Here is a 25,541-nt window from a genome sequence, read left to right as displayed (position 1 = left end):
ACCTGAGAAGCTCTTCTTATTTGAGATGAAAGATATGAAAGTTTTAACTGCTCTTATTTCCAGTTTGACGCTACTGAGTTTAAATGTTGTGGGTTTATCTGAGGCACAGGCTCAAACACCAGCATTTCAGTTTGAAAGTATCCCAGTAACTGTTTTCGGAAATGGCTGCGCGTCGGGAAATGCCCTAGTAAGTTTGGTAGGAAATACTCTGTCTGTAACTTTCCCTCGATTTCAGGCTGTAGCTGTATCTCCTAGAGTTGTATCACAATCTTGCAATCTCAGAATTGGGCTTAATATACCTAGAGGCTATCGAGTTCAGCCCATTAACCTTAGGTATTCTGGTTTTACAAATGTGCCTCAGGGGGGGACTGCTGCCCTAAGAGTTAGACCAGTGTTTCAAGGGAGAGTAATTCCATCTAGTAGTGATCTAAACGCAAACTTCTCGGCTGGCTCTTCAGGTGGATGGCTAAAAGATGTAGCTATTACAGGAGATACAGTAAACGCGTGTGCTAACCCAGTGAATTCGGTTTTCGGCATCAACACAACTTTGATAGCGCGTGCTACAAATGTAGCTGCGGGGCAGCGAACTCAAATTGGATTCAATGGGATTTATAGAATTAGGTTTAATTTGACTCCTTGTTAGTAGTAGTCTGTCAAGCTAGTTTTGATGGTTTTTAGTAAGGACTTTAATAGCAGTTCCCATTCATATGTGGTACAACCTTATACTCCGAAGTCTAAGGTCACGGCAGTGCCGTGCCCCTACGGGTGTACCTCATGTAAACGAAAAACGCTATAAATGTGTAAAAAGCCAGCGCACCAGCTCAGTATCATACTGAGCTGGTGCTTCTGTATATCTTTGTGCAACTATCTGATCAGCATCTCCTATTACACAGGCTATTGAGGGATTTGGCAAATATTCTGGCAACTTTTTTCTGCTGCAACCTAAAGCAGCAAGCATAAATACTTCCACATTGACAACTAAATTGAATAAGACAGTGGGAAGGACTTGGCATCCTTTGGCTTCACATATACCCGCTGTTTTGGTTCTAACTCTAATTGGTTGAAGCGATCGCGTGTTAAATGCGCCATCACTACTTGCCCATCATCGAAAGTTAATTCTACCTGAATTTCCCAACCCAAATGTATCAATCGGCTTACTGTAGCAGCCGTAGTTGCACCGTTGGCGACCTTTTCCAAAATCACATCTTGTGGACGCAAAAATACTTGTGGGTGTGGCGCATCAAATCCGCTACTTTGAAAAATCTTCGAGTTGCTGGGTAACACGTTCACCGGGCCAATGAAGCTCATCACAAATGCGCTGGCAGGATTATCGTAAATTTCTGCTGGTGTCCCCACCTGTTCTACACGTCCTTTATTCATGACCACAACTTCATCAGAAACTTCCATTGCTTCTTCTTGGTCGTGGGTAACGAAAACCGTGGTAACATGAACCTCATCATGGAGGTTGCGTAACCATGCCCGTAAATCTTTGCGGACTTTAGCATCAAGTGCGCCAAAAGGTTCATCTAGCAGTAATACTTCGGGTTCTACTGCCAGTGCCCTTGCTAATGCTACCCGTTGTCTTTGACCACCAGAAAGTTGTGATGGATAGCGATCGCCTAGTCCACTTAATTGCACTAATTCCAGTAATTGTTCTACCCGCCCTTTAATTTTCTTTGGCTGTGCCTTACGAATTTCTAAGCCAAAGGCAATATTCTGCCTGACGGTTAGATGCTTAAATAGGGCGTAGTGCTGAAACACAAATCCAATATTGCGCTGTTGTACGCTTTGATATGTAGCATCCTTACCAGTAAGCAAGATTTTGCCACTATCTGGCATTTCTAAACCTGAAATTAATCGTAGTAGCGTAGATTTACCTGATCCCGATGGCCCAAGCAACGCAACTAGCGAACCACTCTTAATTTCCAGGCTGACTTGATCAACTGCCTGGAAACTCCCAAATTGTTTGGAGACATTCTCAACTACTATACCCACTGCCGCTTTACCTCTGCAACTAATCTACAGTTCCCTGCTAGGATTACCGTGTCTTACATATACCATACATAGTTATTTTTGAATAACAATCTTTAGCTACCACAATCAAAGAAGCTACAGGCAGCACCACTGCAATATAGGGAACCAGCTGACTTGTCTGTTAAGAAAATCTGCATATTGAAGACTGGAGATTAGGCAATATTCTTTATTCTTCCCAATGCCCAATTCGTATCGAAACATTAAGGAATATTGCATTTGTGCAGAAACCTGAAGGTAAAGCGCCAAATCACTAGAAAGACCGTGGTAGTATGCTCTCGGTAAATGTGAAGATTTGGGAGAAAGACCTTTGACACTACGGGTTGCTGTTATTGGGTCAGGCCCTGCTGGTTCATCTGCCGCAGAAACACTGGCAGCCTCTGGGATTGAAACCTACCTGTTTGAGCGGAAGCTGGACAATGCAAAGCCTTGTGGGGGTGCAATTCCCCTCTGTATGGTGAGTGAATTTGACTTACCACCAGAGATTATCGATCGCCGGGTACGGAAGATGAAAATGATTTCGCCTTCCAATCGTGAGGTTGATATTAATCTGGTAAATGAAGAAGAATATATAGGAATGTGCCGCCGGGAAGTGCTTGATGGCTTTTTGCGCGATCGCGCGGCAAAAGTCGGCGCAAATTTAATTAATGCTACTGTTCATAAACTTGATATACCAGGAAACAATACTGATCCCTATACCATCCATTACGTTGACCATACAGATGGGATATCACAGGGTATTGCTAAAACCCTAAAAGTGGATTTAATAATTGGGGCAGATGGGGCTAATTCTCGCGTTGCTAAAGAAATGGACGCTGGGGATTACAATTATGCGATCGCCTTCCAAGAGCGAATTCGCTTACCCGAAGACAAAATGGCCTATTACAACGACCTCGCCGAAATGTATGTCGGTGATGACGTTTCTACTGACTTCTACGCTTGGGTTTTCCCCAAATATGACCACGTAGCTGTCGGTACTGGCACGATGCACATCAATAAAGCCAGCATCAAACAGTTACAAGCTGGTATCCGCGCTCGTGCTTCCGAGAAATTGGCAGGCGGTAAAATCATCAAAGTTGAAGCACATCCCATTCCTGAACATCCCCGTCCCCGTCGTGTTGTTGGTCGCATCGCTTTGGTGGGAGATGCTGCTGGTTACGTTACTAAGTCCTCTGGTGAAGGTATTTATTTTGCCGCTAAATCTGGGCGGATGTGTGCCGAAACCATTGTAGAAACGTCTAACAGTGGCAGCCGTATTCCTACAGAAGGCGACCTTAAGGTTTACCTGAAGCGTTGGGATAAAAGATACGGACTCACTTACAAGGTGTTGGATATTCTGCAAACCGTGTTCTATCGTTCTGACGCTACCCGCGAGGCGTTTGTGGAAATGTGTGATGACCTAGATGTACAACGGCTAACATTCGATAGCTATTTGTATAAGACGGTTGTCCCAGCTAATCCCATCACCCAATTGAAAATCACTGCCAAAACCATTGGTAGTCTAATTCGGGGTAATGCCCTTGCACCTTAATTGCGTGTAAAGGACTGGGAATTCCAACAAATAAATTACCCAATTTTGTGGGGTGGACATCCTGCACGCTCATCATTCAGGGCGGGCAAGAAGCCCACCCCACAACATATATAGTGGTTCTCATTTGAGTGCGGTACAGACCTAACGCCTAACCCTTTCCCTACTAGCTTTGGGGAGTCAGATTCAAAGCATCTCTCCTAAAAGGAGAGAGGAATGGAAGTGAGGTCAAAAATGTACTGCACCCAAGTGAGAACCGCTATATGTTAGAACTTTTTCTATTTGGAAGTTGCTGCTTCTACAAATTGTCTGTACTTTACGCAAGTAAAAGCTGTTAAATTTAGCCTTTCTCAACTGCATCAAATACAGTTCTTTCGTTTTTGGTTTCGTGCAATTTCTGATAAAACAGATGTTGAACTGAATCTACTGGGGCAAAATAGAAAACATGACGATTGAATCCGATTCCTCTAATCTACCAACCCCAGAACTAGTCACCGAAAACGATTTGCAACCGGATGACTTTGACGATGGTGTAACTGAGAAGAACCTAAGCTCACAAGCACTAGCAACACAACAAGCCCTAGCGGCGATTGGGTCTTTGCAATCTCCGCAACATACAACTGCTCTCAAACAAGCCCGTTCTGACTTTCAGCAACCCACTAGCAAGCAATTTCAATTTATAGTTAAGCCGAGGGCATTGCTAATTACTCTAATAGCGATCGCCATCACCTTCATTGGAGTTATCCTCAATAACTGGATTATCGGCATTGTCGGAACACTGATGACTTTGCTATTATCCCTAGCCATATTATTGCCTTGGTTGCAAAAAGCGTTATACGAGTGGTTTTCACCCCAAGAACGCACCCTGTTTGTTGCCATTTTGGGACTAATAGTAGCCATCATCGGCTTGATCAAGTTTACAGGTGTGGGCGATCGCTTAATGCTTTGGGGACGCCAGATTAACTGGGACATTGCTGGAACCCTAGCAGAATGGTTTGGCGCTTTGGGGCAAATTCTGATCGCCATCATCGCCGTTTACGTAGCGTGGCGACAATATGTTATTTCCAAAGACTTAACAATTCAGCAAAATCTGCTGACAGTTCAGCAAAATATCATCACCCAGCAGCAGACAATTGATTCCTATTTCCAAGGCGTTTCAGACTTAGTATTAGATCAAGAAGGATTATTAGAAGATTGGCCCCAAGAGAGAGCGATCGCTGAAGGACGCACCGCGGCAATTTTAAGTAGTGTAGATGGCAGTGGTAAAGCTAAAATTCTCCGTTTTCTCTCACGTTCCAAGTTGCTGTCACCTCTAAAACGCGATCGCCTATTAGGTCGAGCCATTCTCGACGGGAGTGGCGGATATGCAGAAGACCGCCTGGAAGGTGTACGTGTCATAGATTTAGGCGTAACATTAGCCGCAGCAGACCTTTCTGATACTGATTTGCGTTGGACTGACCTCAGCGAAGCTAATCTTGTCCGCGCTAATCTGAGCGGTTGTGATTTAGTAAAAGCCAACCTTTCCCGCACAATTTTATATAGTGCTAATCTCAGTCGTGCCGACATCAACGGGATTCGCCTATTCTATGGTGTAGTGGATAAAGCATCACCCCGCAGTCGCACTCAACCACCAAATTACCAAACAGGCGAACACACTGGCGCTGTAGTGGAAAATGCCGATTTCACGAATGTACAGCGTATGTCTGAGTCTGCACGTAACTACTGTTGCGCTTGGGGTGGTGAAAAAACCAGAGGTACTATCCCTGGTGGTTGTGAAGGCATTCCTAATAAGTTGGGAAAATAGTTATACCAATTTTGGATTACCTTTAATTAATTTGTGTAATTGCCCGCTTTATAGAGGGATAGGTAATTACGCGAGTCAAAAATTCAATGCCCTGAAAATGCTTTTTGGCAGAACCGGAATAATCCTTGATCAGTTCCATCAATGCTGTTAAACTTTCCGTTGTAACCAAGCAAAAATTTCATCAACAGACAGCGTCAAATTCAAATCTTCTAACACTGGTAATATATCTTGTCCTGCTAACAAATCTGGTAAAGAATTAGGCTGATAAACTAAAATACAGCGTTCACTTGGATCAATCAACCATCCTAGCTGACTACCATTTCTCAAACAGTGTAAAATATTGCCAGTTACTTTGGTTTGACTTTGAGTAGGGGAAAGTATTTCGATAACCCAAGCGGGTGCAAAATCAATACCACTGCTAATAATTTCGCCGTTTTCGTCCAGTGGTAGTTGATTAGTAGAGATCACAACCACATCAGGAACTACTGAGCGATTACCGCAGGTACAGCGCAATTTAGGAAAAGCTTCATAGTTACTGCCCAACGCATCAATTACTGCAATTAAACGTTTTTGCAATAAACTGTGTTTAGCTCCTCCCATAGGTTTCTGAATTACCTCTCCGTTAATATATTCGCAAGTCGGTGACTCCTCAATGTATGGAAGTTTTAAGAACTCTTCTAGATTCGTGCTTTCTAAAACTGTAATTTTTCCTTGTGTCAATCCAATATTTCTCATAATTTGGTTATATCTCTGCTATGGTTTTGGGATCGCAGTTTCACGAATAGTCATGAGAATAATCCTTTTCCAGTCTTCCTTATTTTGACTCAAGGATTTGACTAAATGTACGGCAAGGGCGATCGCAATTGCACTATTTTTGAGTAACTTCAGTGAGGGCTTCATGGATAACCTCATCGCTAACACCGTGACGCTTCAAGCTAGCAATCAGTGCTGAGATAGTATCACCTTCCAGCCGTTCCAGATCAACTCTTAGCCCTTGCCCAATATAGGCAAGCATTAACGGCTGATAGCCAGAAAATCCTAGTAATGGTGCTATTCTTTTCAAATCTTCAATGACATCTTCGGGAATGCGAATTGTGATTGTAGTCATTGGACGATTTTTATCGAGTCGCTTTTTCAGTGCTTCAGCCTTCATAATATTCTCGCTCCTTGCGTGTTGCGTTGTGCGTGCTGAAATGATCCGAATTATTTCGTTTTCACGTTCAATGTAGACGACATACAAAAGATTCCACCGTTTGTCTAAGCCAATAACAGCATCTCTTTGTTCATCATTGCGACTTGCATCAACAACCACTAAAAATGGCAAGGGCGACGCCGAATAGCCCGTCGTAGACATCGCTTTCTGCAATAATCCCTGCTGGCTAGGGATCTGTCTTTATCAACAACTTGAGGATCTAACGTTACGCGGCGTTGATTATGCTGATTCTAGATGAGTGACTGGAATTTGTTCGGTTCTTTCAGGGGGTTTCGCTTCAGTTGCAACAGCATGAACCGCATGAAGAATATCGGCAGAATAGTACCGATTGCCACAGGTATCACAAACACCAATCGTCACATCTTCGAGGATGACGAATCCATCTTTATGTTTAAATGCCTCGCGCTTTACAATTCGAGGTTGAATAGTTCCTTCGCAATATTCGCATGTATATCCATACATAAGGCTAGCCTTGAGCTTCAGTAATTTCATAAACAGTGATAATCAGATAACGTCCGTTGCTGGCGAAACGTCCAACAATCGCAACAGGCGAATGTTTATCTAATTTTGTAAGAGCCAGGACTGCTGTGTATTATGAAATTATAAAATGGAGGTGGAAGATTCATTAATGCAGTTAGTCAGTCAGGAGCATATTGAAATCTCTTCTGATGTGCGGAGTGGAAAGCCCCGCATTGTCGGTACTCGCATTGCTGTAGAAGATGTGGCAATGATGCATTTAAAGCTAGGATATTCTTTGGTAGAGATTGCTGGTAAATATGACCTGTCACTGGCATCTGTTTATGCAGCAATGGCTTATTACTTTGATCGCCGAGACGAAATTGATCGCCGCACAGCAGAAGAGGATGAGTTAGTTGAGGTACTAAAGCAAAATCATCCGTCGCATCTTCAAGAGAAACTCAGACAGTTGAGGAATGAGTAAGCGAATTCGCTTTCATCTAGATGAAAATATCGATCCTGCGTAGACGCGAAGCGGCTTGTCGTAGACATCGCGCTTGGCTTGCGCCGTTATGGAATTGATGTCACAACAACCAATGATGTGGAATTACGTACTCAAAGCGATGAAGTCCAGTTAGCATTTATTCAGGAAACACAGCGAGTACTATTCACCCAAGATGCAGATTTTTTGATTATTGCAAGTTCTAGGCTCGATCATCCTGGTATTACCTACTGCAAGAAAGGAACTCGTTCAATTGGTGAAATCATTGAAACTTTGGTTTTGATGTATGAGGTGATGACACCTGAAGAGATGGTGGGACGTGTCGAATTTGTGTGAAATGAAAGCAGTACCGAGAGGCGATGTCTACGACGGGCTATTCGGCGTCGCACTGTAAATCTATGCTGCTAATTGGCGATATCTACGACGGGCTATTCGGTGACGCAGTTTCAGGAATAGTCACGATAATTGCCTTTTTCAGTCATCTTCATTTTTAACATAATGCTGACAACATCGCGGTTGTCTAACCGAACAAAGTGTTTAGCGCGTTGGTAAACTTTGTCTAATAGGTAATCGTGATTTAATTATTGATGACTCTTGTGAATACTGTTTTCAAACTTATATATCAGAAAAGCCCTAAGAACTTTTTCTTCTGTCCTTGAGCCTTCAAAGCAGCCTCCAAATTGTTATGAGCAAGTGCAAAGTTAGGGTCAATTTGAATAGCTTTACGGTAAGCTACGATCGCCTCATCCAATTTTCCTTGAGCCTGTAGAGCAACCCCCAAGTTGACGTGAGCATTTACATAGTGAGGGTGAATTTGAATAGCTTTACGGTAAGCGGCGATCGCCTCATCCAATTTTCCTTGAGCCTTTAGAGCAACCCCCAAGGTGACGTGAGCATCTACATAGTTAGGGTCAATTTGAATAGCTTTACGGAAAGCGGCGATCGCCTCATCCAATTTTCCTTGATCATAGAGAGCAACCCCTAAGCCGTAGTGAGTAAGTGCAAAGTTAGGGTCAATTTGAATAGCTTTACGGAAAGCGGCGATCGCCTCATCCAACTTTCCTTGATCATCGAGAGCATCCCCCAGATTGTTATGAGCATCTACATAGTTAGAATTAATTTGAATAGCTTGACGGTACGCTGCGATCACGATCGCCTCATCCAACTTTCCTTGATCATCGAGAGCATCCCCCAGATTGTTATGAGCATCTACATAGTTAGGATCAATTTGAATAGCTTTACGGTACGCTGCGATCGCCTCATCTAACTTTCCTTGAGCCTTTAGAGTAATTCCCAGGTTGAAGTGAGCATTTACATAGTTAGGGTCAATTTGAATAGCTTTACGGTAAGCTGCGATCGCCTCATCCAACTTTCCTTGAACTCTTAGAGTATTTCCTAAGTTGTAGTGAGCATCTACATAGTTAGGGTCAATTTGAATAGCTTTACGGAATGCTGCGATCGCCTCATCCAATTTTCCTTGAGCCTGTAGAGCAACCCCCAAGTTGACGTGAGCATTTACATAGTTAGGGTCAATTTGAATAGCTTTACGGTAAGCTGCGATCGCCTCATCCAATTTTCCTTGAGCCTGTAGAGCAACCCCCAAGTTGACGTGAGCATCTACATAGTTAGAGTCAATTTGAATAGCTTTACGGTAAGCTGCGATCGCCTCATCTAACTTTCCTTGATCATAGAGAGCAACCCCTAAGCCGTAGTGAGTAATTGCATCATCAGGATTAATAGTGAAGTCAGCTTCAATTATGTCGTTCTCTTGTTGCTTCCGTTTCTCTAGTAGCTTTGCTTCGGCTGGTTCACGAATTGTGCGTTCAATGCGTACAACATCTTCATCCTTAAGTCCCAACTGCTGTTGAAAAGTTTTCAGTCCCTCTAGAACGTGTTGATTCAGAGGATATCCTGCCTGGATTGCCTTTGCAAACTCTTGCTCATAGCGTCGCAGTTTGTTTTCATAATCTGCCTTTTGGCGCTTTCGCTCCAGTTCTACCTGTCGCTGCTGTTCGGCTTCCTCTTGTTGTCTGAGCTTTTCTCGATATTTTGACTCTGCTGGTTCACCAATCAGTCGCTCAATGCGTGCAACATCTTCATTTTTAAGTCCCAACTGCTGTTGAAAAGTTGTCAGTCCCTCTAAAACGTGCTGATTCAGAGGATATCCTGCCTGGATTGCCCTAGAAAATTCCTGCTCATAGCGTCGAAGTTTATCATCATATTCTACTTTTTCCTGTTTTTGCCGTTGTTGCTCTGCTTCTTGTCTCAGCTTTGCTTGATATCTGATTTCTGCTTGCTGAAGAAGAGGTTGTTCAATACCTGTAATATCTTCATCTCTTAGTCTTAGAGACTTCTGTAAGTTCTCTAAGTCTTGACGAGCTTGCTGGTTTAAAGGAAATTCTCGTTGAATTGTTTCTGTGAATACCTGCTTGTATTGAGCTAAATTCTGTTGGTATAACTCTGATTTCTGGGCAAACTGCGCTTCAACTTCTTGCTTAATTGGCAAAATATCAGCGTCTCTTAACCCCAGAAGCTCTTGCAGCATATTTACTTCTTTATAAGCTTCCTCACTTAAAGGATATTCATGTTCTGCTTCTGCAATTAAAGTTTCTTGATAGGTTTGTAAATTCGCTAATCGCTCCTGATAAGGGCGTAATACCTCAGTTTCAATTTCAGCAGCTTCTTCAAAGGTCAAGCCTAACTGCTGCCTCAGTGTATTTAGAAGAGCCCGACCTGCTGGACGAATTTTGCCTGCATTTGCATAACGTGAAGCGGCTTTCCGATATCTCAGCTTAGGGTCAGTAACTCGTGCCTTAGAGAGAACAATTTCAAACCCCTTGTCTTTAAGAACGATGATCTTCGGGGTCATGTTGGGAGCAGTTTCCTGCACCTTGCTGACAGCATACTCATGCAATTCCAGCACCGAAACAAACCCATCTTCATTGCGATCACCTGCTCCGGTTTCAATCCCCTCGACTAGATATCGGGTGTAAATCGATAAGTCCGATCCCTGCTGCTCAAAGGAATACTGGGTTGAACTGGAAGAAGTAAGTACCACCCGCCCCTCAGCCCCCAGTTGGGTCTGCAAATCAACTGAGCCATCATCTTTAGCTTGTAATGCCGGATCGAACGCTCCGCTAAAGCAACAGTCTAAAATAATTGTCTGCCGTCTAGCACGGCTATTGTTCATAATTTCTTGAACAAAGTTGGCAGGTACAGCAGTTGACCGAATCAACTCGCCTTTGAGATTCTTGCGTGTGATCCGAGTCGCAAAATATAGCTTGCCACCATCATCCTTAATGCCATGCCCAGAGAAAAATAGCAACACCAAATCCTCTTTATCACGACCGGAAAACAAGGTTTCAATCTCAGATTCCATTGCCTGTCGGTCAGGATTAGGAAGTGCTTTTACCTCATCAAATCCCCCCATCTCCGAATCTTTCAAGACCCGTTGCAAGGCCTCAATATCTTTTACAGCCGCAGGTAATGGATTTAGCCCTGGCTCATACTCACTGACCCCAATCAGTAACGCTACCTTTGCCATGTTTTCCTCTCTATGCTGCAATAAAATCTTGGGCTGCTTTGATGGCGGCTTCCAGTTCTTCTCGACTGTGGGCTTTTACTGTTAGCTTCTTGCCGTTGGCTTCTACCGACAGTTCAATCGGTTTACCACCGAGGCGATCGCCCAAAAATCCCATCAACTTTTTTGCATTAGCTGCATTCACCTCAGCCATTAACAAACCCACCAGAAACCCGCCTAATGCTTTGTTGCCCTCTGGTGGCTTGGGGTCAAGAACACGACCAACAACTGCATCTACCTCGTCAATTTGCTTGAGTTCAGTCATTAGCCGTTGAACCTGTTCGTCCCTTTCTTCCGCGTCCAAGTCAGGGTCGTTGAAGGCGATCGTAAATTTAATGCTATTTGCGGTCATGCTGTACTAATAAAAGCTTAGTTAGTTTTTTTATAAAGACTGACAATTATATTTCTTTATACCAGTAAAAACCTTATTCTGTAATGAACATAACGAACATTTGTATAAATCTTCATAGAAAACAAATTTGTCTTTTTGGATATAAATACGGCAAACAACACTAGAGAGTTTCGAGGAGTTGAGCAACTTAAAAAAGACATACAACAGATGTAAGCAACAAAACAAAAAGCCCACATTAGTGGGCTTTCTAAATCAATTAAGTTATTGCTTTACTTACCGTTTCGCCAACTTCTTCGACATCTTCCGCAGACGAATTGATTGGGGTGTAACTTCCACCAATTCATCGGGGCCAATGTATTCCAAAGCACGCTCTAGGCTCATGTCTATCGGTGCTTGCAGTTGCACCAATTCATCGCCACCAGCCGCGCGGTGGTTGGTCAACTGCTTGGTCTTACAGATATTCAATTCCAAATCTTGGGAACGATTGTGTTCTCCCACAATCATGCCTCTGTAAACCTTTGTGCCGGGAGTAATAAAGAATGCTCCTCTATCTTCGGCGTTTCTCATAGCGTAGAAGGTAGAAACACCCTCTTCAAAGGAGATTAAAACGCCTTTGTTACGGGCTTCAATATCACCACTGATTGGACGGTAATCTAAGAAGCTGTGGTTCATGATGCCTTCGCCACGAGTCATCCGCATAAACTCACCCCGGAAACCAATCAATCCACGGGCGGGAATGACAAACTCTAACTGGGTGCGATCGCCACTACCTGGTTGCATATCTTGCATTTCGCCTTTGCGTTGTCCCAGGCGTTCAATACAGCTACCCACAGCATCAGCAGGAATGTCTAACACCAAGAGTTCGTAAGGTTCGCAAGGTTGACCGTTCATTTCGCGGTAAATTACCTGTGGCTGAGATACCTGAAATTCGAAGCCTTCCCGACGCATGGTTTCAATTAAGATACCCAGGTGGAGTTCTCCACGACCGGAAACGAGGAATTTATCGGGAGAATCGGTTTCTTCGACACGCAAAGCAACGTTGGTTTCGAGTTCACGGAATAGGCGATCGCGCACTTGTCTTGATGTCACCAACTTGCCTTCTTGACCTGCAAAGGGCGAATCATTTACCCAGAAGGCCATTTGCAAGGTTGGTTCATCCACTTTAATTAGTGGTAAAGCTTGCGGTTCATTGGGGTCAGTAATCGTTTCCCCAATATAAGCATCAGCGAAACCAGCCACCGCCACAATATAACCTGCGGTTGCTTCTTCCATCTCTACGCGCTTCAGTCCATCAAAGCCCATCAACTTGGTAATTTTGCCCTTGACAATAGTACCATTTTCTGTAACTAAAGCTGCTTGTTGTCCTGAGCGGATAGTACCGTTGTGAATTCTGCCAATCACAATCCGTCCCAGATATTCAGAATAATCTAGGGTTGTAACTTGCAATTGCAGAGGCTTATTGCTGTCGCCTACTGGTGGTGGAACGTGTTGCAGAATCGCATTAAACAGGGGTTGCATATCTACCGATTCTGCTTCCAAGCTTTCTTTGGCGAAACCTCCCATACCAGAGGCAAACAGATAGGTAAAATCACACTGGTCTTCATCTGCCCCTAATTCTAAGAACAGATCCAAAACTTTATCAACAGCAACGTGGGGGTCAGTTTGTCCACGGTCGATTTTATTGATTACAACGATGGGGCGCAGCCCTTTTTCTAAAGCTTTTTTAAGAACAAAGCGTGTTTGGGGCATGGGGCCTTCATTGGCATCGACAATCAAAAGACATCCATCAACCATGCCGAGTACGCGTTCAACTTCGCCACCAAAGTCAGCGTGTCCAGGAGTATCAACAATATTGATTAGTGTTTCTTTGTAGCGAACCGCCGTATTTTTGGACAGGATAGTAATACCCCGTTCCCGTTCTAGGGCGTTGGAGTCCATAACGCAATCCGGAACGTCTTCGCCTTCGCGGAAAATGCCGGATTGTTTGAGGAGTGCGTCAACCAGCGTGGTTTTGCCGTGGTCAACGTGGGCGATAATGGCGACGTTGCGAATTGGGAGCGTCATAGAAACTTTTGGTGAACTCTAGAGGGTGTTTATAAGATTTACATTTGAATGCTAGGCTGTTTTAACAGAATTGGGTATGATCAGCAAATTCTGTAAAGAACCTTTAACAATTCTAGCGTAATCGTCACAATTCCGGGGAGTTTTGTAAACCCGGCAATGGAGATGTGTGGTAATTACCGCGTTGATAGGATAAAAAAAGCTTTTGTTACAAACAGGTGTGGAGTGAAGCACGTTATCGCATTTGAGAATTGCACCTAATTAGTTGAGATACTTTACTTTGGTGATAAAGGCGATCGCACCCTTCCTGATATATAAAATAACCTGATTTTGCAATTGCGATCGCAATCCCTTATTTTTCCCTAAAAGTAGTTTTATTTCTCGGCTGATTAAGCTGTTACGCATTTAACTAGAACATTTACATTAAGGCTGATGACTGTGGCTGATAACCGTTAACCGTCAACAGTTAACGACCCATAATAATTCATGTCGAGACTTTACAGCGCAAATTCTCTACTGAGATTTAAGGTATATTTTAAAAATTAATAAAAATGACAGCGATAATTATATGGTCTGCTGCCTAAATCCCAATTGCGAAAATCCCCAAAATCCTGACGAGACAAATTACTGCCTCAGTTGCGGGACACAGTTAGTATCGCTACTGAGAAATCGTTACCGCATAACCGCACCATTAGGGAGAGGAGGGTTTGCACGCACATATGTGGCAGAGGATATAGATAAGCTAAATGAACGATGTGTTGTTAAGCAACTGGTTTTGAGTGAATTTTATCTCAGTCACGGTACTAAGGCACATCAAAAAGCAACTGAATTGTTTGAGCGAGAGGCCAAACGTTTACAAGAACTAGGGGAACATCTGCAAATTCCCAATTTGTATGCATATTTTAAAGAAGGTGAATATCTGTATTTGGTGCAGCAGTTTATTGAAGGTCAAAATTTGTTGCAGGAGTTAAAACAGCACGGAGTTTTTGATGAAAGTAAAATTCGATCTTTTTTAAATGATTTATTATCTGTGCTGGTAGCCATACATCAACAGCAAATAATTCATAGAGATATTAAGCCAGAAAATATTATTCGTCGTCAGAGCGATCATAAATTAGTACTAATTGATTTTGGGGTTTCTAAGCAAAAGGCGGAAAGTTCAAACACTGCACTTGGGACGATTATTGGTTCATTAGGTTATGCACCAATTGAGCAAATGCAATTTGGTAAAGTTTTTCCTTCCAGTGATCTGTACAGTTTAGGGATAACTTGCTTTCATTTGCTAACAAATATTTCTCCTTCAAATTTTTGGCTTAAACAAGGATATAGTTGGACTTCTAGTTGGCGACAGCATTTGATACAACCCATAAGTCAAGAATTAGAATTGATTCTGGATAAGTTACTCCAAGAAAATCATCAGCAGCGTTATCAGTCTGCACAGGCTGTATTACAAGACTTAAATAATCTCCCAAAATTAAAGCAGACATTACCTGCTACATTCATTTCGCCTTCTCAATTATTAGAAGCACAACCACTTCAACAAACAACAACTCGATATTTACCGCAATTATTTAATAGTAAATTATTCTCTGGAGCAATAATTACTAGCTCAGGTAGTTCTTTTTTAGCGATCGCACTTATCAGCTTTCTCGGAACTACTTGGATTAGCTCTGGATTATGGTTGCTAATTTTAGGGGGGTTAGTCTTTATTCAATCTCGTTCAATTATAGAAAAAAGTTATTTAATTGTAATTGCCATAATAGCAAATTTACTAATTATCTTGACTTTTAAAAATTTGTTAATTAATAACCTTTTACAATCTGGTATAAAAGGACTGTTACTTGTGGTATTACTAGTTACTCTTGCCGGTCTATTGACAGTTATTCTTATAGGTCTATGGGAAATAATAAACAAACTTACTTCTAAATATTTTTAGCTTTTTAGTTCCGGTAAATTTATAATGAAATTTTGATTTTTGATAAGTTATATATAGTTTGGAGAATTATTGATGACAAATAAAAAAGAAAACTTGAGACTGCTTATTTCTCTGGGGCTAGCTGGAATAATGGTAGCAGCTATTTTGTGGTTAATTAACAAACTTTCTTCTACTATCATACCATCACCTAACCCTACATCAACTTTATATTCACTACCAAATAAGCCTTCATTCATGAATTTGGGCACAAGGATTTTAGTGACATTACAAGCATATCCTGAAAAAATAGATGGAGTGAAAGCTTTTAGTGAAAACGATTTCACCACTGCGGTGGAAAAATTTACCGCGTCTTTGAAAAATAATCCCAATGATCCGGAAACTTTAATTTATTTAAATAATGCCAAAATTGCCCAAGATAATTCAGAAAGTCTAAAAGTTGCTATCATAGCACCAATTAACTTTGATATTAATTTAGCAAAAGAAATTTTGCGTGGTGTAGCTCAAGCTCAAAATGAAGTTAATAATCAAGGCGGAATTAACGGTAAGAAATTACAAATTTTGATTGCAAGTGTTGATAATCCAGAAGATTCGAGACTATTAGATGAGACATTAGTTCAAGAGAAGAATCTTGTAGCCGTAGTGGGTGTTAGACCTAATCCAAAAATTTATAATGAAAAAGGGTTGGTGTTAGTCTTTCCTGTTGAGCTTCCAAGTCAAGCTGAAAATAGAGAAAAATCCGAGCAAACAGTAATTGGTCAGCTTAATACTTCTAAAAATAATTATTTATTTCATGTAAATCCACCATATAGCAATTTAGTAGATATTCATGCTAGATACATTGCTCAACGATTAAGGAATATTGCTATTTGTGGCGATGTCCCTAGCTCAAGAAGTAATTCAGCCTTCTCATTGAATCAGAGTCTTGTAAAACAGTACACTCAAGCTATTCAATACTATGGAACGAAAGTTATTAGTACACCATGCAATTTGTCAGGCACAAATTTTGACTATAGAGCTTTTGTGAAGAAAGCCATAGAAACAGAAAATGCTAGTGGTTTTTTACTAATACCTTCAATCGACAATATACCTTTTGCCACCAAAGTCGCACAAGAGGTTGGAAATAGAAAACCACTCTTTGCTTCTGAAATTATGTACAATCCAAAAACTTTAGAAAATGGCAAGGATCTAGAAGGAATGGTACTACCTGTATATTGGCATCGTGATGCTAATAAAGATAATCCATTTGCAAAAACATTTGCAAAAGATGCCTCCAAGCTTTGGAAAGGTGACGTAAATCAGAGAACAGCAGGAGCTTATGATGCAATGCAAGTAATTATCGCTGGCTTGAAACAAGACGACACCCGCGAAGGATTGCAAAAAGTACTGTCTAATCCTAATTTTTCAACTTCTGGAGTTACAGGAACGATTAAGTTTTCGCCTTCAGGTGAGCGCCAAGGAGAAGCTTTACTAGTCAAAATTGAGCGTTGTGAGGGTTGTTCTAACACTGACTACCATTTTACCCTCTTGAATAAGAATTAATTTTTTGAGATTGATTGTCATCCAAGAGACATACTTTCTTGCAGAAGGGTAATCTATTCAAGTTGAATGTAATGCTGAATAGGTTGCCCTGATTACTAACTATGAATAAATCGAAGCCATCGCTTTCATTCATCTTTATATTTTCACAAAGCCAAACTAGATGTTTTTCTACCCTGAGTTGTGAACGCAATCGCTCAAAAGAAAGATGAAATACCCCAAATGTCTATGTCAACCTTATATCAAGTAATAATTATGAACACTTTGCCGAGGAGAACAACGGATGGTAGCTACTTTAGATGATACGAAACGCAATGCTATTGCTATAAAATTGGCAAGTATTAAAGCACTCCAACAGTTGGCTATCGAAAATGAGCAATTGCTTTTGAGCCAAGGACTCGATGCTGAGATTGCTGATCGTATCCGCAACTTCCTTAATGATGACGAAAAAAATCTTGGCGTTCTGGAAACTGTAATTGGTCAGTATGGCATTCAGGCTGAACCTAAAAAAAATGTTACCGAATTCATTGAGAAAGCTCGTGAATTGTTCAAGGGTTCTGAGTTAAGCCTGTATGAAAAAGTATCTCAACATGAGTTGCTGAAACATCAAATAGTAATGAGTGGCTTGATAGTTCACAAGGCTGCTCAAAAAGTTGGTGCTGACGTTTTGTTAGCGATCGGGCCTTTGAATACCATTAACTTTGAGAATCGCGCTCATCAAGAACAACTCAAAGGTGTTTTGGAAATTCTGGGTGTCCGTGAACTCACTGGACAAGATGCAGATCAAGGAATTTGGGCGCGTGTTCAAGACGCTATGGCCGCAGTCAGTGGTGTGGTAGGTAGTGCTGTTACCCAAACCAGTGACAAAAGCGATCTGAATATCCAAGATGTCATCCGCCTCGATCACAACAAGGTAAATACTCTATTTACCGAACTCCTGCAAAGCGACAATCCACAGAAAATCCAAGAGTACTTTGGTCAAATTTACAAGGATCTAAGCGCTCACGCTGAAGCAGAAGAAGAAGTAGTCTATCCAAGAGTACGTCCTTTCTACGGTCAAGATAATACCCAAGAATTGTTTAACGAACAAGCTGAAATGAAGCAGGTGTTAGACCGAATTAAGGCTGTCAATCCTTCTTCACCCGAATTCAAAGATCAAATTAGACAGCTTATGGAAGCTGTTGGTGACCATATTCGTCAAGAAGAAAGCACAATGTTTGCTGCTATTCGTAACAACTTGAGCAGCGACCAAAGTGAGCAACTAGCTACTGAATTCAAAGCCGCTAAGACCCGAATTCAAGAGAAATTGGGTGTTGTTAGTGAATCCAATGCCTAAGATGCTTTCGAGCTTTCTATATCGGCTAACAAAGGTTAGTTAAGCAAAAACTCCCAGCACATCAATGCTGGGAGTTTTTGTTTGTTTAAAAATTTTGCTGACATTGCTGACAGTATTTATAAGCGGCATAAGCCATAGTTACAACCCCGGTGATAATGGCAGATTCATCGACTTCAAATTGGGGATGGTGTAATGGGTAGTTAATGATTCTTTCTTTGTAGCCTACACCCAAGCGAAACATAGAACCAGGAACGTGTTCCAAATACATAGAAAAATCTTCAGCACCAAGGGAGGGTTCGGGTAAAACTTGAACGCGATCGCTACTCCAAGCTTCTTCTGCGGCTGATTGCAATAATTGCGTCAAAACGTAATCATTTTGAACACTGGGTACGCCCTGGCGATAATTAACTTGATACTTTGCACCGTAAGTATGGCAGACATTAGATACAATATTTTCAATCCAGTTCGGGAGATAGGCACGGGTTTCGGGATGGAGCGATCGCACGGTTCCCAATAATTGCACTTTATCAGCAATCACATTCGGCGCTCTGCCACCGTTAATTTTCCCTATGCTCAATACTACAGGACGCAAAGGATTCTGCGTCCGGCTGATGGCTTGTTGCATTGCAGTAATCACTTGGGAAGCAATCCAAATCGCATCAATCGCTTCATGGGGACGCGCCCCGTGCCCAGATTCTCCCATAATTAGAATCTCTAAATCATCAGCAGCAGCAGTCAAAGCCCCGTAACGCACGCCAATAGATCCTGCGGGGATAGAAGGGAAAACATGAACCCCTAACACAGCCGAGACGTTTTCCATCGCCCCATCTTTCATCATCCAGCTTGCGCCTTGAGCAATTTCCTCGGCTGGCTGAAATAAAAACCGCACCTTCCCACCCAACTCCTCTGCCACTTGGGACAGAACCATCGCTGTTCCTAACCCTACGGTGGTATGGACATCATGACCACAAGCGTGCATAATGCCCTGTGTACGAGAGGCATATTCCAAATTAGTACCTTCTTGAATTGGCAAGGCATCCATATCTGTACGAATTGCCAATAAACGGTCGTTTTGGCTCGTGCCTTGTAATTCCCCAATCACGCCCGTTTTGCCAACTCCCTCTTGTACGTGCAAACCACTGGAAGATAAAACACCAGCCACGAAAGCTGCTGTTTGGTACTCCTGACCGCTTAGTTCTGGGTGAGAGTGGATGTGGCGGCGAATTTCAATTAAGCGGGGTGCTAGTTTTGTTGCTAAGTCTTTAATCCGGGTAAGCATCGATTCAATTAATCCCTAGGCTTTTTTCCCATGATAAAGAACTGTTAACAAACAAAATGCTCTTTGCCAATAAGGATAGGTCAACGAAGAGGTAGAGAAAGCAGGGAGGCAAGGGAAGAAGTAAGGGAGCAGGGAGCAGGGAGCAAGGGAGATGAATTTTCCCCTCTGCCCCCTGCACCCCGCCCCTTTGCCTCTTTTCAATGCCCCATGCCCTATACCCCAATTCAAAACTGGTTATTTTGTATAGCAGATTGTGCCTGGAGTATTTTCGGGTTGAAACTCGTTACATTCTCTGGGATTTTGACGCTCTAATGACCAGCCATAAGGCTTGTCGGAGGTAACGACACCATTAGCCTGAGTTGTTAGCCGGAAGTTAGCCCCCCGAAAATTAGTAAACAGCAATTTCGCATCTTTTAAGTTTGCTGCTTCTAAATTGGCACTGATGAAACCGGCATAAGACAGATCGGCATTTTCCAGAGATGCTGATTTCAAATTTGCACCTGTTAAGGAAGCACCACTGAGATTAACCGAATTGAGAACTGCACCTTCTAAATTTGCACCAGTAAGATCGGCATTCGTGAGATTAGCTTGAGATAATGTAGCACCACTCAAGTCAGCCCCTCGCAAATTTACTCCAGTTAAATTCAGTTGAGTTAGGTCAGCACCACTCAAATTACACCGGGGACAGGCATTTGTTGCCTTCAACTGATCCAAATCTAACTGATTTAATCCAAGGGCTTGCTCTGCAAACCCGAAACAAGCTAACAGTGCCACGGTAGCGACAATCTTGAGTTTCATATTTTTTACAGATATCCACAAAAATGGTAAGTGACGCATATTGCGTACTGCCATACTTACATATACCGCCTCCCTAAGGAAGAACAGGGATGAAGCATTGATTAAGAAGCTGTAAAAATACTATAAATTCTAATGGTAAGACTACCCAAACTTAAATCTAGGCTATAGAATCGAGTCGTAAGGAACTATACCGAATCTATTATAGACTACCACATATGTGATCCCCCTAGCTCGATGAAAAACACGACTAGGGGGATCTTGTATTTGCTCAAGGTCATCTCCAGATCGCTCACCAAGTTTAAAGGTAAAGGGTGCGGTTTCAAGATTGATGCGTTGCTGTTGACCACAGATGGCAGCTAATGCAAGGCTATAAGAGTAGATTAGACTATCAGATACGGCTCATGGCAGCGTACCCATTTGTTGAAGCTACTCCAGAATCACTGCCATTGCCCTATTCTTCTATCTCAGAACATTCATTACTTTTGTCATTTAAAAATGAGCTGACGGATAGTAAATAAGGCTGAATAAAGGTTTAATTTTGAATTTTTAATTGTTAATTTGACTGGGTTATTTGTACAAAAATTATTAATTTACCTGAAAAAGTTAAACAAGATGCCAGCATTTCAGAAATTTGATTGCTATATTAGATTAAATAACTATTCTGGCAAGGATTGAAAAGCTGTGAGGGATGATTTACAAGGCTTGGAGATTAGTCAGGATGAACTACAAAATCTGACTAGTTTACCTGTCAATAATCAACTTTTAATCATTACAAATCCTCTAAAAAAATTAGCAAAGCTATACATCCAAAAACTTAAAAGTTCTGAAGGCGCAACTGTAATTTTTATTGGATTTGCTACATTTGTTTTTGGTTATCTTTTATTTGATATACTTATAAAAGTGTTTTTAACATGGATAATAATCCCATCCTGGCTATTATTAATTATCTTAGGGCTATGGGTTAGCGGTTTTACACAGATTATCTTATATTTAGTATGGAAAAGCAAAAACAAAATTGTCAAACTTAATATGACAAATTCTCTGCAAATCCTGTTAAGCGATGTTGAAAGATATAATACTGTTATTAGAGCTATAGATATTAATGATCAAATAGAAGAAGCTGGCAATCCAGAAGTGCTTATAAAGGAAAGAGCGAGTGTGATCGAAGCGCTAAAACTCACTAAATCGGATTTAGTTCGCGCTTTGAAGACAGAAAGAATTCTGAGAGAGAATAAGAGCTTTATCCTTAGTAATACAGAGCTATTTGTCAACAATTTAGCAACTTTAACAGCCATGCAAGTAAATGAACAGGCTACTGAGCATGGAAGATTACTCAATGAAGCATTGCAGATTGCATTAGATGTGCAACACGAAATGAAAAGATTACAGACTCAGCGTTAAAACTGATACTTATGCAATGTCTGTAAAAGACGTGAGTTGGAGAACGCGTAGATGCTCCCTAGTAAGCTCATAGACGTTGCTGAATGGATTGGCTTCCGCTTTATTCGTCAGACATTCTCAATGGCTTTTTCTATAATCCTTCCCACGGTTGCGATCCCCGGTCTAACATAAAGAATATACAAGAAAGCGATCGCTTATCGGCATGGACTGGAAAGAAGTCAGAGGCAACTGGGTAATCATTCCCCGAAATCCCATAGGTATCATCCATTTTTTAGGAGGTGCATTTGTCGCCACTGCACCGCACATCACTTATCGCTGGTTACTTGAGCAACTGGCAAGTAAAGGTTATGTTGTAATTGCTACGCCTTTTGTCAACACCTTGGATCATACTGCGATCGCAAAATCTGTGCTACTAAACTTTGATCGCACCCTCGAACGCCTACACGATTCTGGGGCATTACGCAAGCTTTACTACCCCATCTACGGCATTGGGCACAGTATGGGTTGTAAACTTCACTTGCTGATTGGTAGCCTCTTTAAAGTAGAACGCGCAGGCAACATTTTAATATCCTTCAACAACTACGCCGCTAAAGAAGCTATCCCCTTAGTAGAACAATTTAATTCTACTTTGAAAATCGAGTTTACCCCCTCACCATTGGAAACCAACCAGCTTGTCCAAGAGCGTTATAACATCAGGCGCAATTTATTAATAAAATTTAGCAATGACACCATTGACCAATCCGCAGCTTTAACCAAAATCTTACAAGAACGCTTTAATGAGATGGTGACAACACAAACGTTACCAGGAACTCACACAACACCTTTAGGTCAAGACATTAAATGGCAACCTGGAACATCTTTCACCCCCTTTGATGCTTTAGGCCAATGGTTCAAACAAGAAGCATACCGCGACTTGAACCAGCTAAAAAATACCATCCTCTTGTGGGTGAACCCTGTTGCACCCCCATAATGTTTTATGACTCTTAAAAAATCCTGAAGTCGACGAAAAATAAAAATGAGTTAGTAGTATTTATTTATTAATACTACTAACTCATTAGCCCATATCATTTTTTTTATTTATTTTTACAGAAATTTATTAATTACTGTTTACTACAACTTTCTATGTTTCAAATATTAATAATTGATGATGATTATTCAATAAAAACACTCTTGAAAAGGATGTTGGAAAAACAGGGTTATGAGGTAGTTACTGCTAGTAGCGGTGAGGAAGGCATAGAAAAGGCACTGGCTTACCGTCCAGCACTAATTATTTGTGATTGGATTATGCCAGGGTTGAATGGTCTGGAAGTTTGCCACCACATTAAGACAGATCCTAAATTTTTTACCACATTTTTTATTTTATTAACATCTTTAGATTCCGTTGCCGATTGCGTCAAAGGTCTAGATGCTGGTGCTGATGATTTTATCTCTAAACCTATCGAGCATAACGAATTACAAGCACGAGTAAGAGCTGGATTACGTCTGCATCAATTGAGTAGAGATTTGCAGGCTCAAAAGTTACTTTTAGAATCAGAAATGTCAGAAGCCGCAGAATATGTGCGATCGCTACTGCCTTTTCCCATGACTGAACCCTTCAATATAAATTTCCGATTCATTCCCTCACGGCAACTCGGCGGTGACTGTTTTGATTACTATTGGCTCGATGATAATTATTTAGCAATTTACTTACTTGATACTGCAGGACATGGACTCAAAGCTACTCTTCCCTCTATTTCAGTGCTGAACCTGCTGCGTTCCCGTGCGCTCAAAGGCCTAAATTATTATCAACCTAGCGATGTTTTGAAGGCTTTGAATGATACCTTTCAGATGAATTATCAAAATGACAAATACTTTACAATTTGGTACGGAGTTTACAACTTAACCAACCGCCAGTTAGTTTATGCTAGTGCAGGTCATCCACCAGCAATTTTAGTAACTGGTATATCTCCAAGAAAATCTGAAGTTAAACTCTTGAAAACTCCCGGTATGCCAGTTGGGATGTTTCCAGAAGCAAAATATGTTGATGGATTTTGCAATATTGAAGAATTTAGTACCCTTTATATTTTTAGTGATGGTGCTTATGAAATCACTAAATCAGATGGCACACTTTGGAGTTTGGATGCTTTTATTCAGCTACTTGTTAGCTTACAACATCCTGTTGATTGCCAACTTGATCACATACTGAGTTATTTAATCGCTCTGAACTCCAAAGATGCTTTTGATGATGATTTATCTATCTTGCAAATGAACTTTGATTAATTAAGTCTTTGAGACTAATACCTGATTAAATTCCTCTTGGCTAGGAAATATTTCAAATACTTTATCCATATTAGTTAGTTCAAACAATATTCTGACTTGTTCATTAATTGAGCAGAGAAAAAGCTGACTATCCGCGGCCCGCAAAGTTTTGAAAGCTAATACTAAAGCTCCCAAACCTGAACTATCCATAAATGTGACATCTTGAAAATCAACTAACACAATTTTTGTACCATCTTCTAAAGTTTCAGTAATATTTTGTCGGAGGTTTTGTGAAGTTGTGGCATTTAAATTACCACTGAGCTTAATAACTTTTACTTGTTCTTTCATAATTATGTTGCACTGAATTTTTGTAAAAAATGCTCTGATTTTGCTATTATATACCCATACTATAAAATTTAAAAATGCTTACAAGGAAAAATCATAGTTTATTACTAAATAGTTATTGATAATTAATATCAAAGAAAATAAAAATAAACTATAAATATTTTTGTGTTAGTGCTTATTCTATTATTTAACTAAAAATTACATAATTACTAGTAAATAGCAAAGTAAAAATAACCTAAATTTTAAAAGATGAAATATGAGTCTTATACAAGCAAAAGTTCCAGCTTTTCATATTATTTGCAAAACTGAAATTCGTCCAATAAGCATTATTAAAATAATCATCATTGGCGGATGAAAAGTTTTAATATCAAGCAATTGCAAAAAAGTGAGTTTTAGGGGCGTTAGAGGAAAGCAAAAAATTGCCTTCTAGCTCCCTTAAACAGGACTGACTTTCGCTCGATAAAGCAGCTTCTCACCTTGAAGGTAGCCAGTGTAGCGTACCTTCACTATTGCTCCAGGTTGTGAAGTTCCCTCCATTAATTGGTGTAGTTGGGGATCATAAGGTAATTCTGCTCCCACGGGTGCGATCGCTTCCACTCCCCACGCTTGTAAAAGCTTTTCTAGGGGTTTTTGCACCAATGGTACTATTTTGACTGCTGCTAGCTGAGGATTCTCCTGCGCTTTCTGTGCTGCTGTTGGCCATTGCAATAATAAAGACTCCAGCAATTGCAAACTCGACTGCTGGAGTTCTTGTAGTACTATCTCTCGCTGCTGTTCTATTTGTTGCTGCGATCGCTGGTACTCTTTTCTTAAATCTGTAATTTCTTCTAATAATTCCTCAGTGGGCGGCGCTTTCTCTTTTAAAAACTCTACAGTTGAAAAAGTTGCGATTAATTCATTCAATGAAATTTGTAGCACTGGCGACAGCTTGAGCAGTACATCTAGGCGCATCTGCTCTAGCTTGCCTTGGCGTAACCGCAAAAGTTGACGCTCTGATACGTCAGCAGCGCGACTCAGTGCTTTAAAACTAGAAATACCCGCCTGTTGCATTAAATCTTGCAACTTTTGGGAATTGGGCATTGGGCATTGGGAATTGGGCATTGGAAATTGGGAATTGGGAATTGGGCATTGGGAATTGGTGATTA

The 25,541-nt window shown here is 41.2% G+C and carries 26 protein-coding genes and 1 pseudogene; 12 read left to right on the top strand and 15 right to left on the bottom strand.

What is annotated here, in order from left to right:
* Positions 1 to 34: 34 nt before the first annotated feature.
* A complete protein-coding gene (locus H6G96_RS11925) occupies positions 35 to 643 on the top strand; it encodes a DUF4360 domain-containing protein (RefSeq protein ID WP_190911649.1) in 609 nt (202 codons plus the stop codon).
* Positions 644 to 790: 147 nt separating this feature from the next.
* Here the strand turns inward: H6G96_RS11925 and H6G96_RS11920 are convergent, their stop codons facing one another.
* A complete protein-coding gene (locus H6G96_RS11920; protein ID WP_190911648.1) occupies positions 791 to 958 on the bottom strand; it encodes a hypothetical protein in 168 nt (55 codons plus the stop codon).
* Positions 959 to 978: 20 nt separating this feature from the next.
* Entirely contained in the window at positions 979 to 1,995 is a 1,017-nt protein-coding gene (locus tag H6G96_RS11915; protein WP_190911647.1) for a TOBE-like domain-containing protein, read from the bottom strand.
* Positions 1,996 to 2,341: 346 nt separating this feature from the next.
* Here H6G96_RS11915 and chlP point away from each other — a divergent pair, with 346 nt between their 5' ends.
* Both chlP and H6G96_RS11905 read left to right on the top strand, forming a co-directional pair.
* Positions 2,342 to 3,562 carry a geranylgeranyl reductase gene (chlP, locus tag H6G96_RS11910; RefSeq protein ID WP_190911646.1) on the top strand — a complete coding sequence of 407 codons (1,221 nt, stop codon included), beginning with the start codon at positions 2,342 to 2,344 and terminating at the stop codon, positions 3,560 to 3,562.
* Positions 3,563 to 4,004: 442 nt separating this feature from the next.
* Positions 4,005 to 5,363, top strand: coding sequence for a pentapeptide repeat-containing protein (locus tag H6G96_RS11905; RefSeq protein ID WP_190911645.1), 1,359 nt, complete (start codon positions 4,005 to 4,007; stop codon positions 5,361 to 5,363).
* A 147-nt stretch (positions 5,364 to 5,510) separates the two neighbouring features.
* On the opposite strand, the gene H6G96_RS11900 is transcribed toward H6G96_RS11905, so the two are convergent.
* From H6G96_RS11900 to H6G96_RS11880, 5 genes and pseudogenes are all read right to left on the bottom strand, one after another.
* A complete protein-coding gene (locus tag H6G96_RS11900; protein WP_190911644.1) occupies positions 5,511 to 6,098 on the bottom strand; it encodes a Uma2 family endonuclease in 588 nt (195 codons plus the stop codon).
* An 18-nt stretch (positions 6,099 to 6,116) separates the two neighbouring features.
* Positions 6,117 to 6,263, bottom strand: a complete 147-nt coding sequence (locus tag H6G96_RS11895; RefSeq protein ID WP_190911643.1) for a hypothetical protein — start codon at positions 6,261 to 6,263, stop codon at positions 6,117 to 6,119.
* Positions 6,232 to 6,516, bottom strand: a complete 285-nt coding sequence (locus H6G96_RS11890) for a hypothetical protein (protein WP_190911642.1) — start codon at positions 6,514 to 6,516, stop codon at positions 6,232 to 6,234. Before H6G96_RS11890 ends, H6G96_RS11895 begins: the two co-directional genes overlap by 32 nt.
* 84 nt (positions 6,517 to 6,600) lie before the next feature.
* Positions 6,601 to 6,717: pseudogene (locus tag H6G96_RS41285) on the bottom strand (hypothetical protein); the annotation flags it as partial.
* A 78-nt stretch (positions 6,718 to 6,795) separates the two neighbouring features.
* Positions 6,796 to 7,038 carry a YgiT-type zinc finger protein gene (locus H6G96_RS11880; protein WP_190911641.1) on the bottom strand — a complete coding sequence of 81 codons (243 nt, stop codon included), beginning with the start codon at positions 7,036 to 7,038 and terminating at the stop codon, positions 6,796 to 6,798.
* Between the two features lie 151 nt (positions 7,039 to 7,189).
* Between H6G96_RS11880 and H6G96_RS11875 the strand changes: the two genes are divergently transcribed.
* Both H6G96_RS11875 and H6G96_RS11870 read left to right on the top strand, forming a co-directional pair.
* Positions 7,190 to 7,516, top strand: a complete 327-nt coding sequence (locus H6G96_RS11875) for a DUF433 domain-containing protein (RefSeq protein ID WP_347242218.1) — start codon at positions 7,190 to 7,192, stop codon at positions 7,514 to 7,516.
* Between the two features lie 78 nt (positions 7,517 to 7,594).
* Positions 7,595 to 7,870: a DUF5615 family PIN-like protein gene (locus tag H6G96_RS11870; RefSeq protein ID WP_242063257.1), complete on the top strand. Its 276-nt coding sequence runs from the start codon at positions 7,595 to 7,597 to the stop codon at positions 7,868 to 7,870.
* Positions 7,871 to 8,156: 286 nt separating this feature from the next.
* Here H6G96_RS11870 and H6G96_RS11865 read toward each other — a convergent pair whose 3' ends face one another.
* The 4 genes from H6G96_RS11865 to H6G96_RS11850 form a co-directional block, all read right to left on the bottom strand.
* Positions 8,157 to 11,078, bottom strand: coding sequence for a tetratricopeptide repeat protein (locus H6G96_RS11865; protein WP_190911640.1), 2,922 nt, complete (start codon positions 11,076 to 11,078; stop codon positions 8,157 to 8,159).
* Positions 11,079 to 11,088: 10 nt separating this feature from the next.
* Positions 11,089 to 11,466, bottom strand: a complete 378-nt coding sequence (locus H6G96_RS11860) for a hypothetical protein (RefSeq protein WP_190911639.1) — start codon at positions 11,464 to 11,466, stop codon at positions 11,089 to 11,091.
* 273 nt (positions 11,467 to 11,739) lie between these two features.
* Positions 11,740 to 13,530 carry a translational GTPase TypA gene (gene typA / locus H6G96_RS11855; protein ID WP_190911638.1) on the bottom strand — a complete coding sequence of 597 codons (1,791 nt, stop codon included), beginning with the start codon at positions 13,528 to 13,530 and terminating at the stop codon, positions 11,740 to 11,742.
* Positions 13,531 to 13,788: 258 nt separating this feature from the next.
* Positions 13,789 to 13,932: a hypothetical protein gene (locus tag H6G96_RS11850; RefSeq protein WP_190911637.1), complete on the bottom strand. Its 144-nt coding sequence runs from the start codon at positions 13,930 to 13,932 to the stop codon at positions 13,789 to 13,791.
* A gap of 163 nt (positions 13,933 to 14,095) precedes the next feature.
* Here H6G96_RS11850 and H6G96_RS11845 point away from each other — a divergent pair, with 163 nt between their 5' ends.
* From H6G96_RS11845 to H6G96_RS11835, 3 genes are all read left to right on the top strand, one after another.
* Positions 14,096 to 15,463: a serine/threonine-protein kinase gene (locus H6G96_RS11845; RefSeq protein WP_190911636.1), complete on the top strand. Its 1,368-nt coding sequence runs from the start codon at positions 14,096 to 14,098 to the stop codon at positions 15,461 to 15,463.
* Between the two features lie 72 nt (positions 15,464 to 15,535).
* Complete coding sequence (locus H6G96_RS11840) at positions 15,536 to 17,002, top strand: ABC transporter substrate-binding protein (RefSeq protein ID WP_190911635.1); 1,467 nt, start codon at positions 15,536 to 15,538, stop codon at positions 17,000 to 17,002.
* Between the two features lie 280 nt (positions 17,003 to 17,282).
* Positions 17,283 to 18,335 carry a hemerythrin domain-containing protein gene (locus tag H6G96_RS11835; protein ID WP_190911634.1) on the top strand — a complete coding sequence of 351 codons (1,053 nt, stop codon included), beginning with the start codon at positions 17,283 to 17,285 and terminating at the stop codon, positions 18,333 to 18,335.
* A gap of 85 nt (positions 18,336 to 18,420) precedes the next feature.
* Here H6G96_RS11835 and H6G96_RS11830 read toward each other — a convergent pair whose 3' ends face one another.
* The gene (locus tag H6G96_RS11830; protein WP_190911633.1) at positions 18,421 to 19,614 is read right to left on the bottom strand and encodes a M20 family metallopeptidase; all 1,194 of its coding nucleotides are present in this window, start codon (positions 19,612 to 19,614) and stop codon (positions 18,421 to 18,423) included.
* Positions 19,615 to 19,848: 234 nt separating this feature from the next.
* Positions 19,849 to 20,412, bottom strand: coding sequence for a pentapeptide repeat-containing protein (locus H6G96_RS11825; RefSeq protein WP_190911803.1), 564 nt, complete (start codon positions 20,410 to 20,412; stop codon positions 19,849 to 19,851).
* Between the two features lie 681 nt (positions 20,413 to 21,093).
* Between H6G96_RS11825 and H6G96_RS11820 the strand changes: the two genes are divergently transcribed.
* The 4 genes from H6G96_RS11820 (at position 21,094) to H6G96_RS11805 (ending at position 24,072) form a co-directional block, all read left to right on the top strand.
* Positions 21,094 to 21,813 carry a hypothetical protein gene (locus tag H6G96_RS11820; protein WP_190911632.1) on the top strand — a complete coding sequence of 240 codons (720 nt, stop codon included), beginning with the start codon at positions 21,094 to 21,096 and terminating at the stop codon, positions 21,811 to 21,813.
* An 83-nt stretch (positions 21,814 to 21,896) separates the two neighbouring features.
* On the top strand, positions 21,897 to 22,049 hold the full coding sequence (locus H6G96_RS11815; protein WP_190911631.1) for a hypothetical protein: 153 nt from the start codon (positions 21,897 to 21,899) through the stop codon (positions 22,047 to 22,049).
* A complete protein-coding gene (locus tag H6G96_RS11810) occupies positions 22,016 to 22,783 on the top strand; it encodes a DUF1350 family protein (protein WP_190911630.1) in 768 nt (255 codons plus the stop codon). The genes H6G96_RS11815 and H6G96_RS11810 overlap by 34 nt, the downstream gene beginning before the upstream one ends.
* A 152-nt stretch (positions 22,784 to 22,935) precedes the next feature.
* Positions 22,936 to 24,072 carry a SpoIIE family protein phosphatase gene (locus H6G96_RS11805; protein WP_190911629.1) on the top strand — a complete coding sequence of 379 codons (1,137 nt, stop codon included), beginning with the start codon at positions 22,936 to 22,938 and terminating at the stop codon, positions 24,070 to 24,072.
* Here the strand turns inward: H6G96_RS11805 and H6G96_RS11800 are convergent, their stop codons facing one another.
* Positions 24,073 to 24,399 (bottom strand): STAS domain-containing protein, encoded by a 327-nt coding sequence (locus H6G96_RS11800; protein WP_190911628.1) that lies wholly within the window; start codon positions 24,397 to 24,399, stop codon positions 24,073 to 24,075.
* A 432-nt stretch (positions 24,400 to 24,831) separates the two neighbouring features.
* Positions 24,832 to 25,497: a nucleotide exchange factor GrpE gene (grpE, locus tag H6G96_RS11795; protein WP_242063256.1), complete on the bottom strand. Its 666-nt coding sequence runs from the start codon at positions 25,495 to 25,497 to the stop codon at positions 24,832 to 24,834.
* Positions 25,498 to 25,541 lie beyond the last annotated feature (44 nt).

Source organism: Nostoc sp. FACHB-892 (assembly GCF_014698795.1).
Lineage (GTDB): Bacteria > Cyanobacteriota > Cyanobacteriia > Cyanobacteriales > Nostocaceae > Nostoc.
This window is presented reverse-complemented; position numbering and strand designations above follow the sequence as displayed.

What these genes read in the sequence shown, in the direction of transcription:
- H6G96_RS11850 (WP_190911637.1), bottom strand. Translation starts at nt 13,932, where the DNA reads ATGCGTAACAGCTTAATCAGCCGAGAAATAAAACTACTTTTAGGGAAA.
- H6G96_RS11815 (WP_190911631.1), top strand. Translation starts at nt 21,897, where the DNA reads ATGGATTGGCTTCCGCTTTATTCGTCAGACATTCTCAATGGCTTTTTC.
- H6G96_RS11810 (WP_190911630.1), top strand. Translation starts at nt 22,016, where the DNA reads ATGGACTGGAAAGAAGTCAGAGGCAACTGGGTAATCATTCCCCGAAAT.
- H6G96_RS11890 (WP_190911642.1), bottom strand. Translation starts at nt 6,516, where the DNA reads ATGAAGGCTGAAGCACTGAAAAAGCGACTCGATAAAAATCGTCCAATG.
- H6G96_RS11805 (WP_190911629.1), top strand. Translation starts at nt 22,936, where the DNA reads ATGTTTCAAATATTAATAATTGATGATGATTATTCAATAAAAACACTC.
- H6G96_RS11860 (WP_190911639.1), bottom strand. Translation starts at nt 11,466, where the DNA reads ATGACCGCAAATAGCATTAAATTTACGATCGCCTTCAACGACCCTGAC.
- H6G96_RS11900 (WP_190911644.1), bottom strand. Translation starts at nt 6,098, where the DNA reads ATGAGAAATATTGGATTGACACAAGGAAAAATTACAGTTTTAGAAAGC.
- H6G96_RS11905 (WP_190911645.1), top strand. Translation starts at nt 4,005, where the DNA reads ATGACGATTGAATCCGATTCCTCTAATCTACCAACCCCAGAACTAGTC.
- H6G96_RS11800 (WP_190911628.1), bottom strand. Translation starts at nt 24,399, where the DNA reads ATGAAAGAACAAGTAAAAGTTATTAAGCTCAGTGGTAATTTAAATGCC.
- H6G96_RS11840 (WP_190911635.1), top strand. Translation starts at nt 15,536, where the DNA reads ATGACAAATAAAAAAGAAAACTTGAGACTGCTTATTTCTCTGGGGCTA.
- H6G96_RS11865 (WP_190911640.1), bottom strand. Translation starts at nt 11,078, where the DNA reads ATGGCAAAGGTAGCGTTACTGATTGGGGTCAGTGAGTATGAGCCAGGG.
- H6G96_RS11895 (WP_190911643.1), bottom strand. Translation starts at nt 6,263, where the DNA reads ATGAAGCCCTCACTGAAGTTACTCAAAAATAGTGCAATTGCGATCGCC.
- H6G96_RS11880 (WP_190911641.1), bottom strand. Translation starts at nt 7,038, where the DNA reads ATGTATGGATATACATGCGAATATTGCGAAGGAACTATTCAACCTCGA.
- H6G96_RS11925 (WP_190911649.1), top strand. Translation starts at nt 35, where the DNA reads ATGAAAGTTTTAACTGCTCTTATTTCCAGTTTGACGCTACTGAGTTTA.
- typA (WP_190911638.1), bottom strand. Translation starts at nt 13,530, where the DNA reads ATGACGCTCCCAATTCGCAACGTCGCCATTATCGCCCACGTTGACCAC.
- H6G96_RS11920 (WP_190911648.1), bottom strand. Translation starts at nt 958, where the DNA reads ATGCTTGCTGCTTTAGGTTGCAGCAGAAAAAAGTTGCCAGAATATTTG.
- H6G96_RS11825 (WP_190911803.1), bottom strand. Translation starts at nt 20,412, where the DNA reads ATGAAACTCAAGATTGTCGCTACCGTGGCACTGTTAGCTTGTTTCGGG.
- H6G96_RS11835 (WP_190911634.1), top strand. Translation starts at nt 17,283, where the DNA reads ATGGTAGCTACTTTAGATGATACGAAACGCAATGCTATTGCTATAAAA.
- grpE (WP_242063256.1), bottom strand. Translation starts at nt 25,497, where the DNA reads ATGCCCAATTCCCAATGCCCAATGCCCAATTCCCAAAAGTTGCAAGAT.
- H6G96_RS11845 (WP_190911636.1), top strand. Translation starts at nt 14,096, where the DNA reads ATGGTCTGCTGCCTAAATCCCAATTGCGAAAATCCCCAAAATCCTGAC.
- H6G96_RS11830 (WP_190911633.1), bottom strand. Translation starts at nt 19,614, where the DNA reads ATGCTTACCCGGATTAAAGACTTAGCAACAAAACTAGCACCCCGCTTA.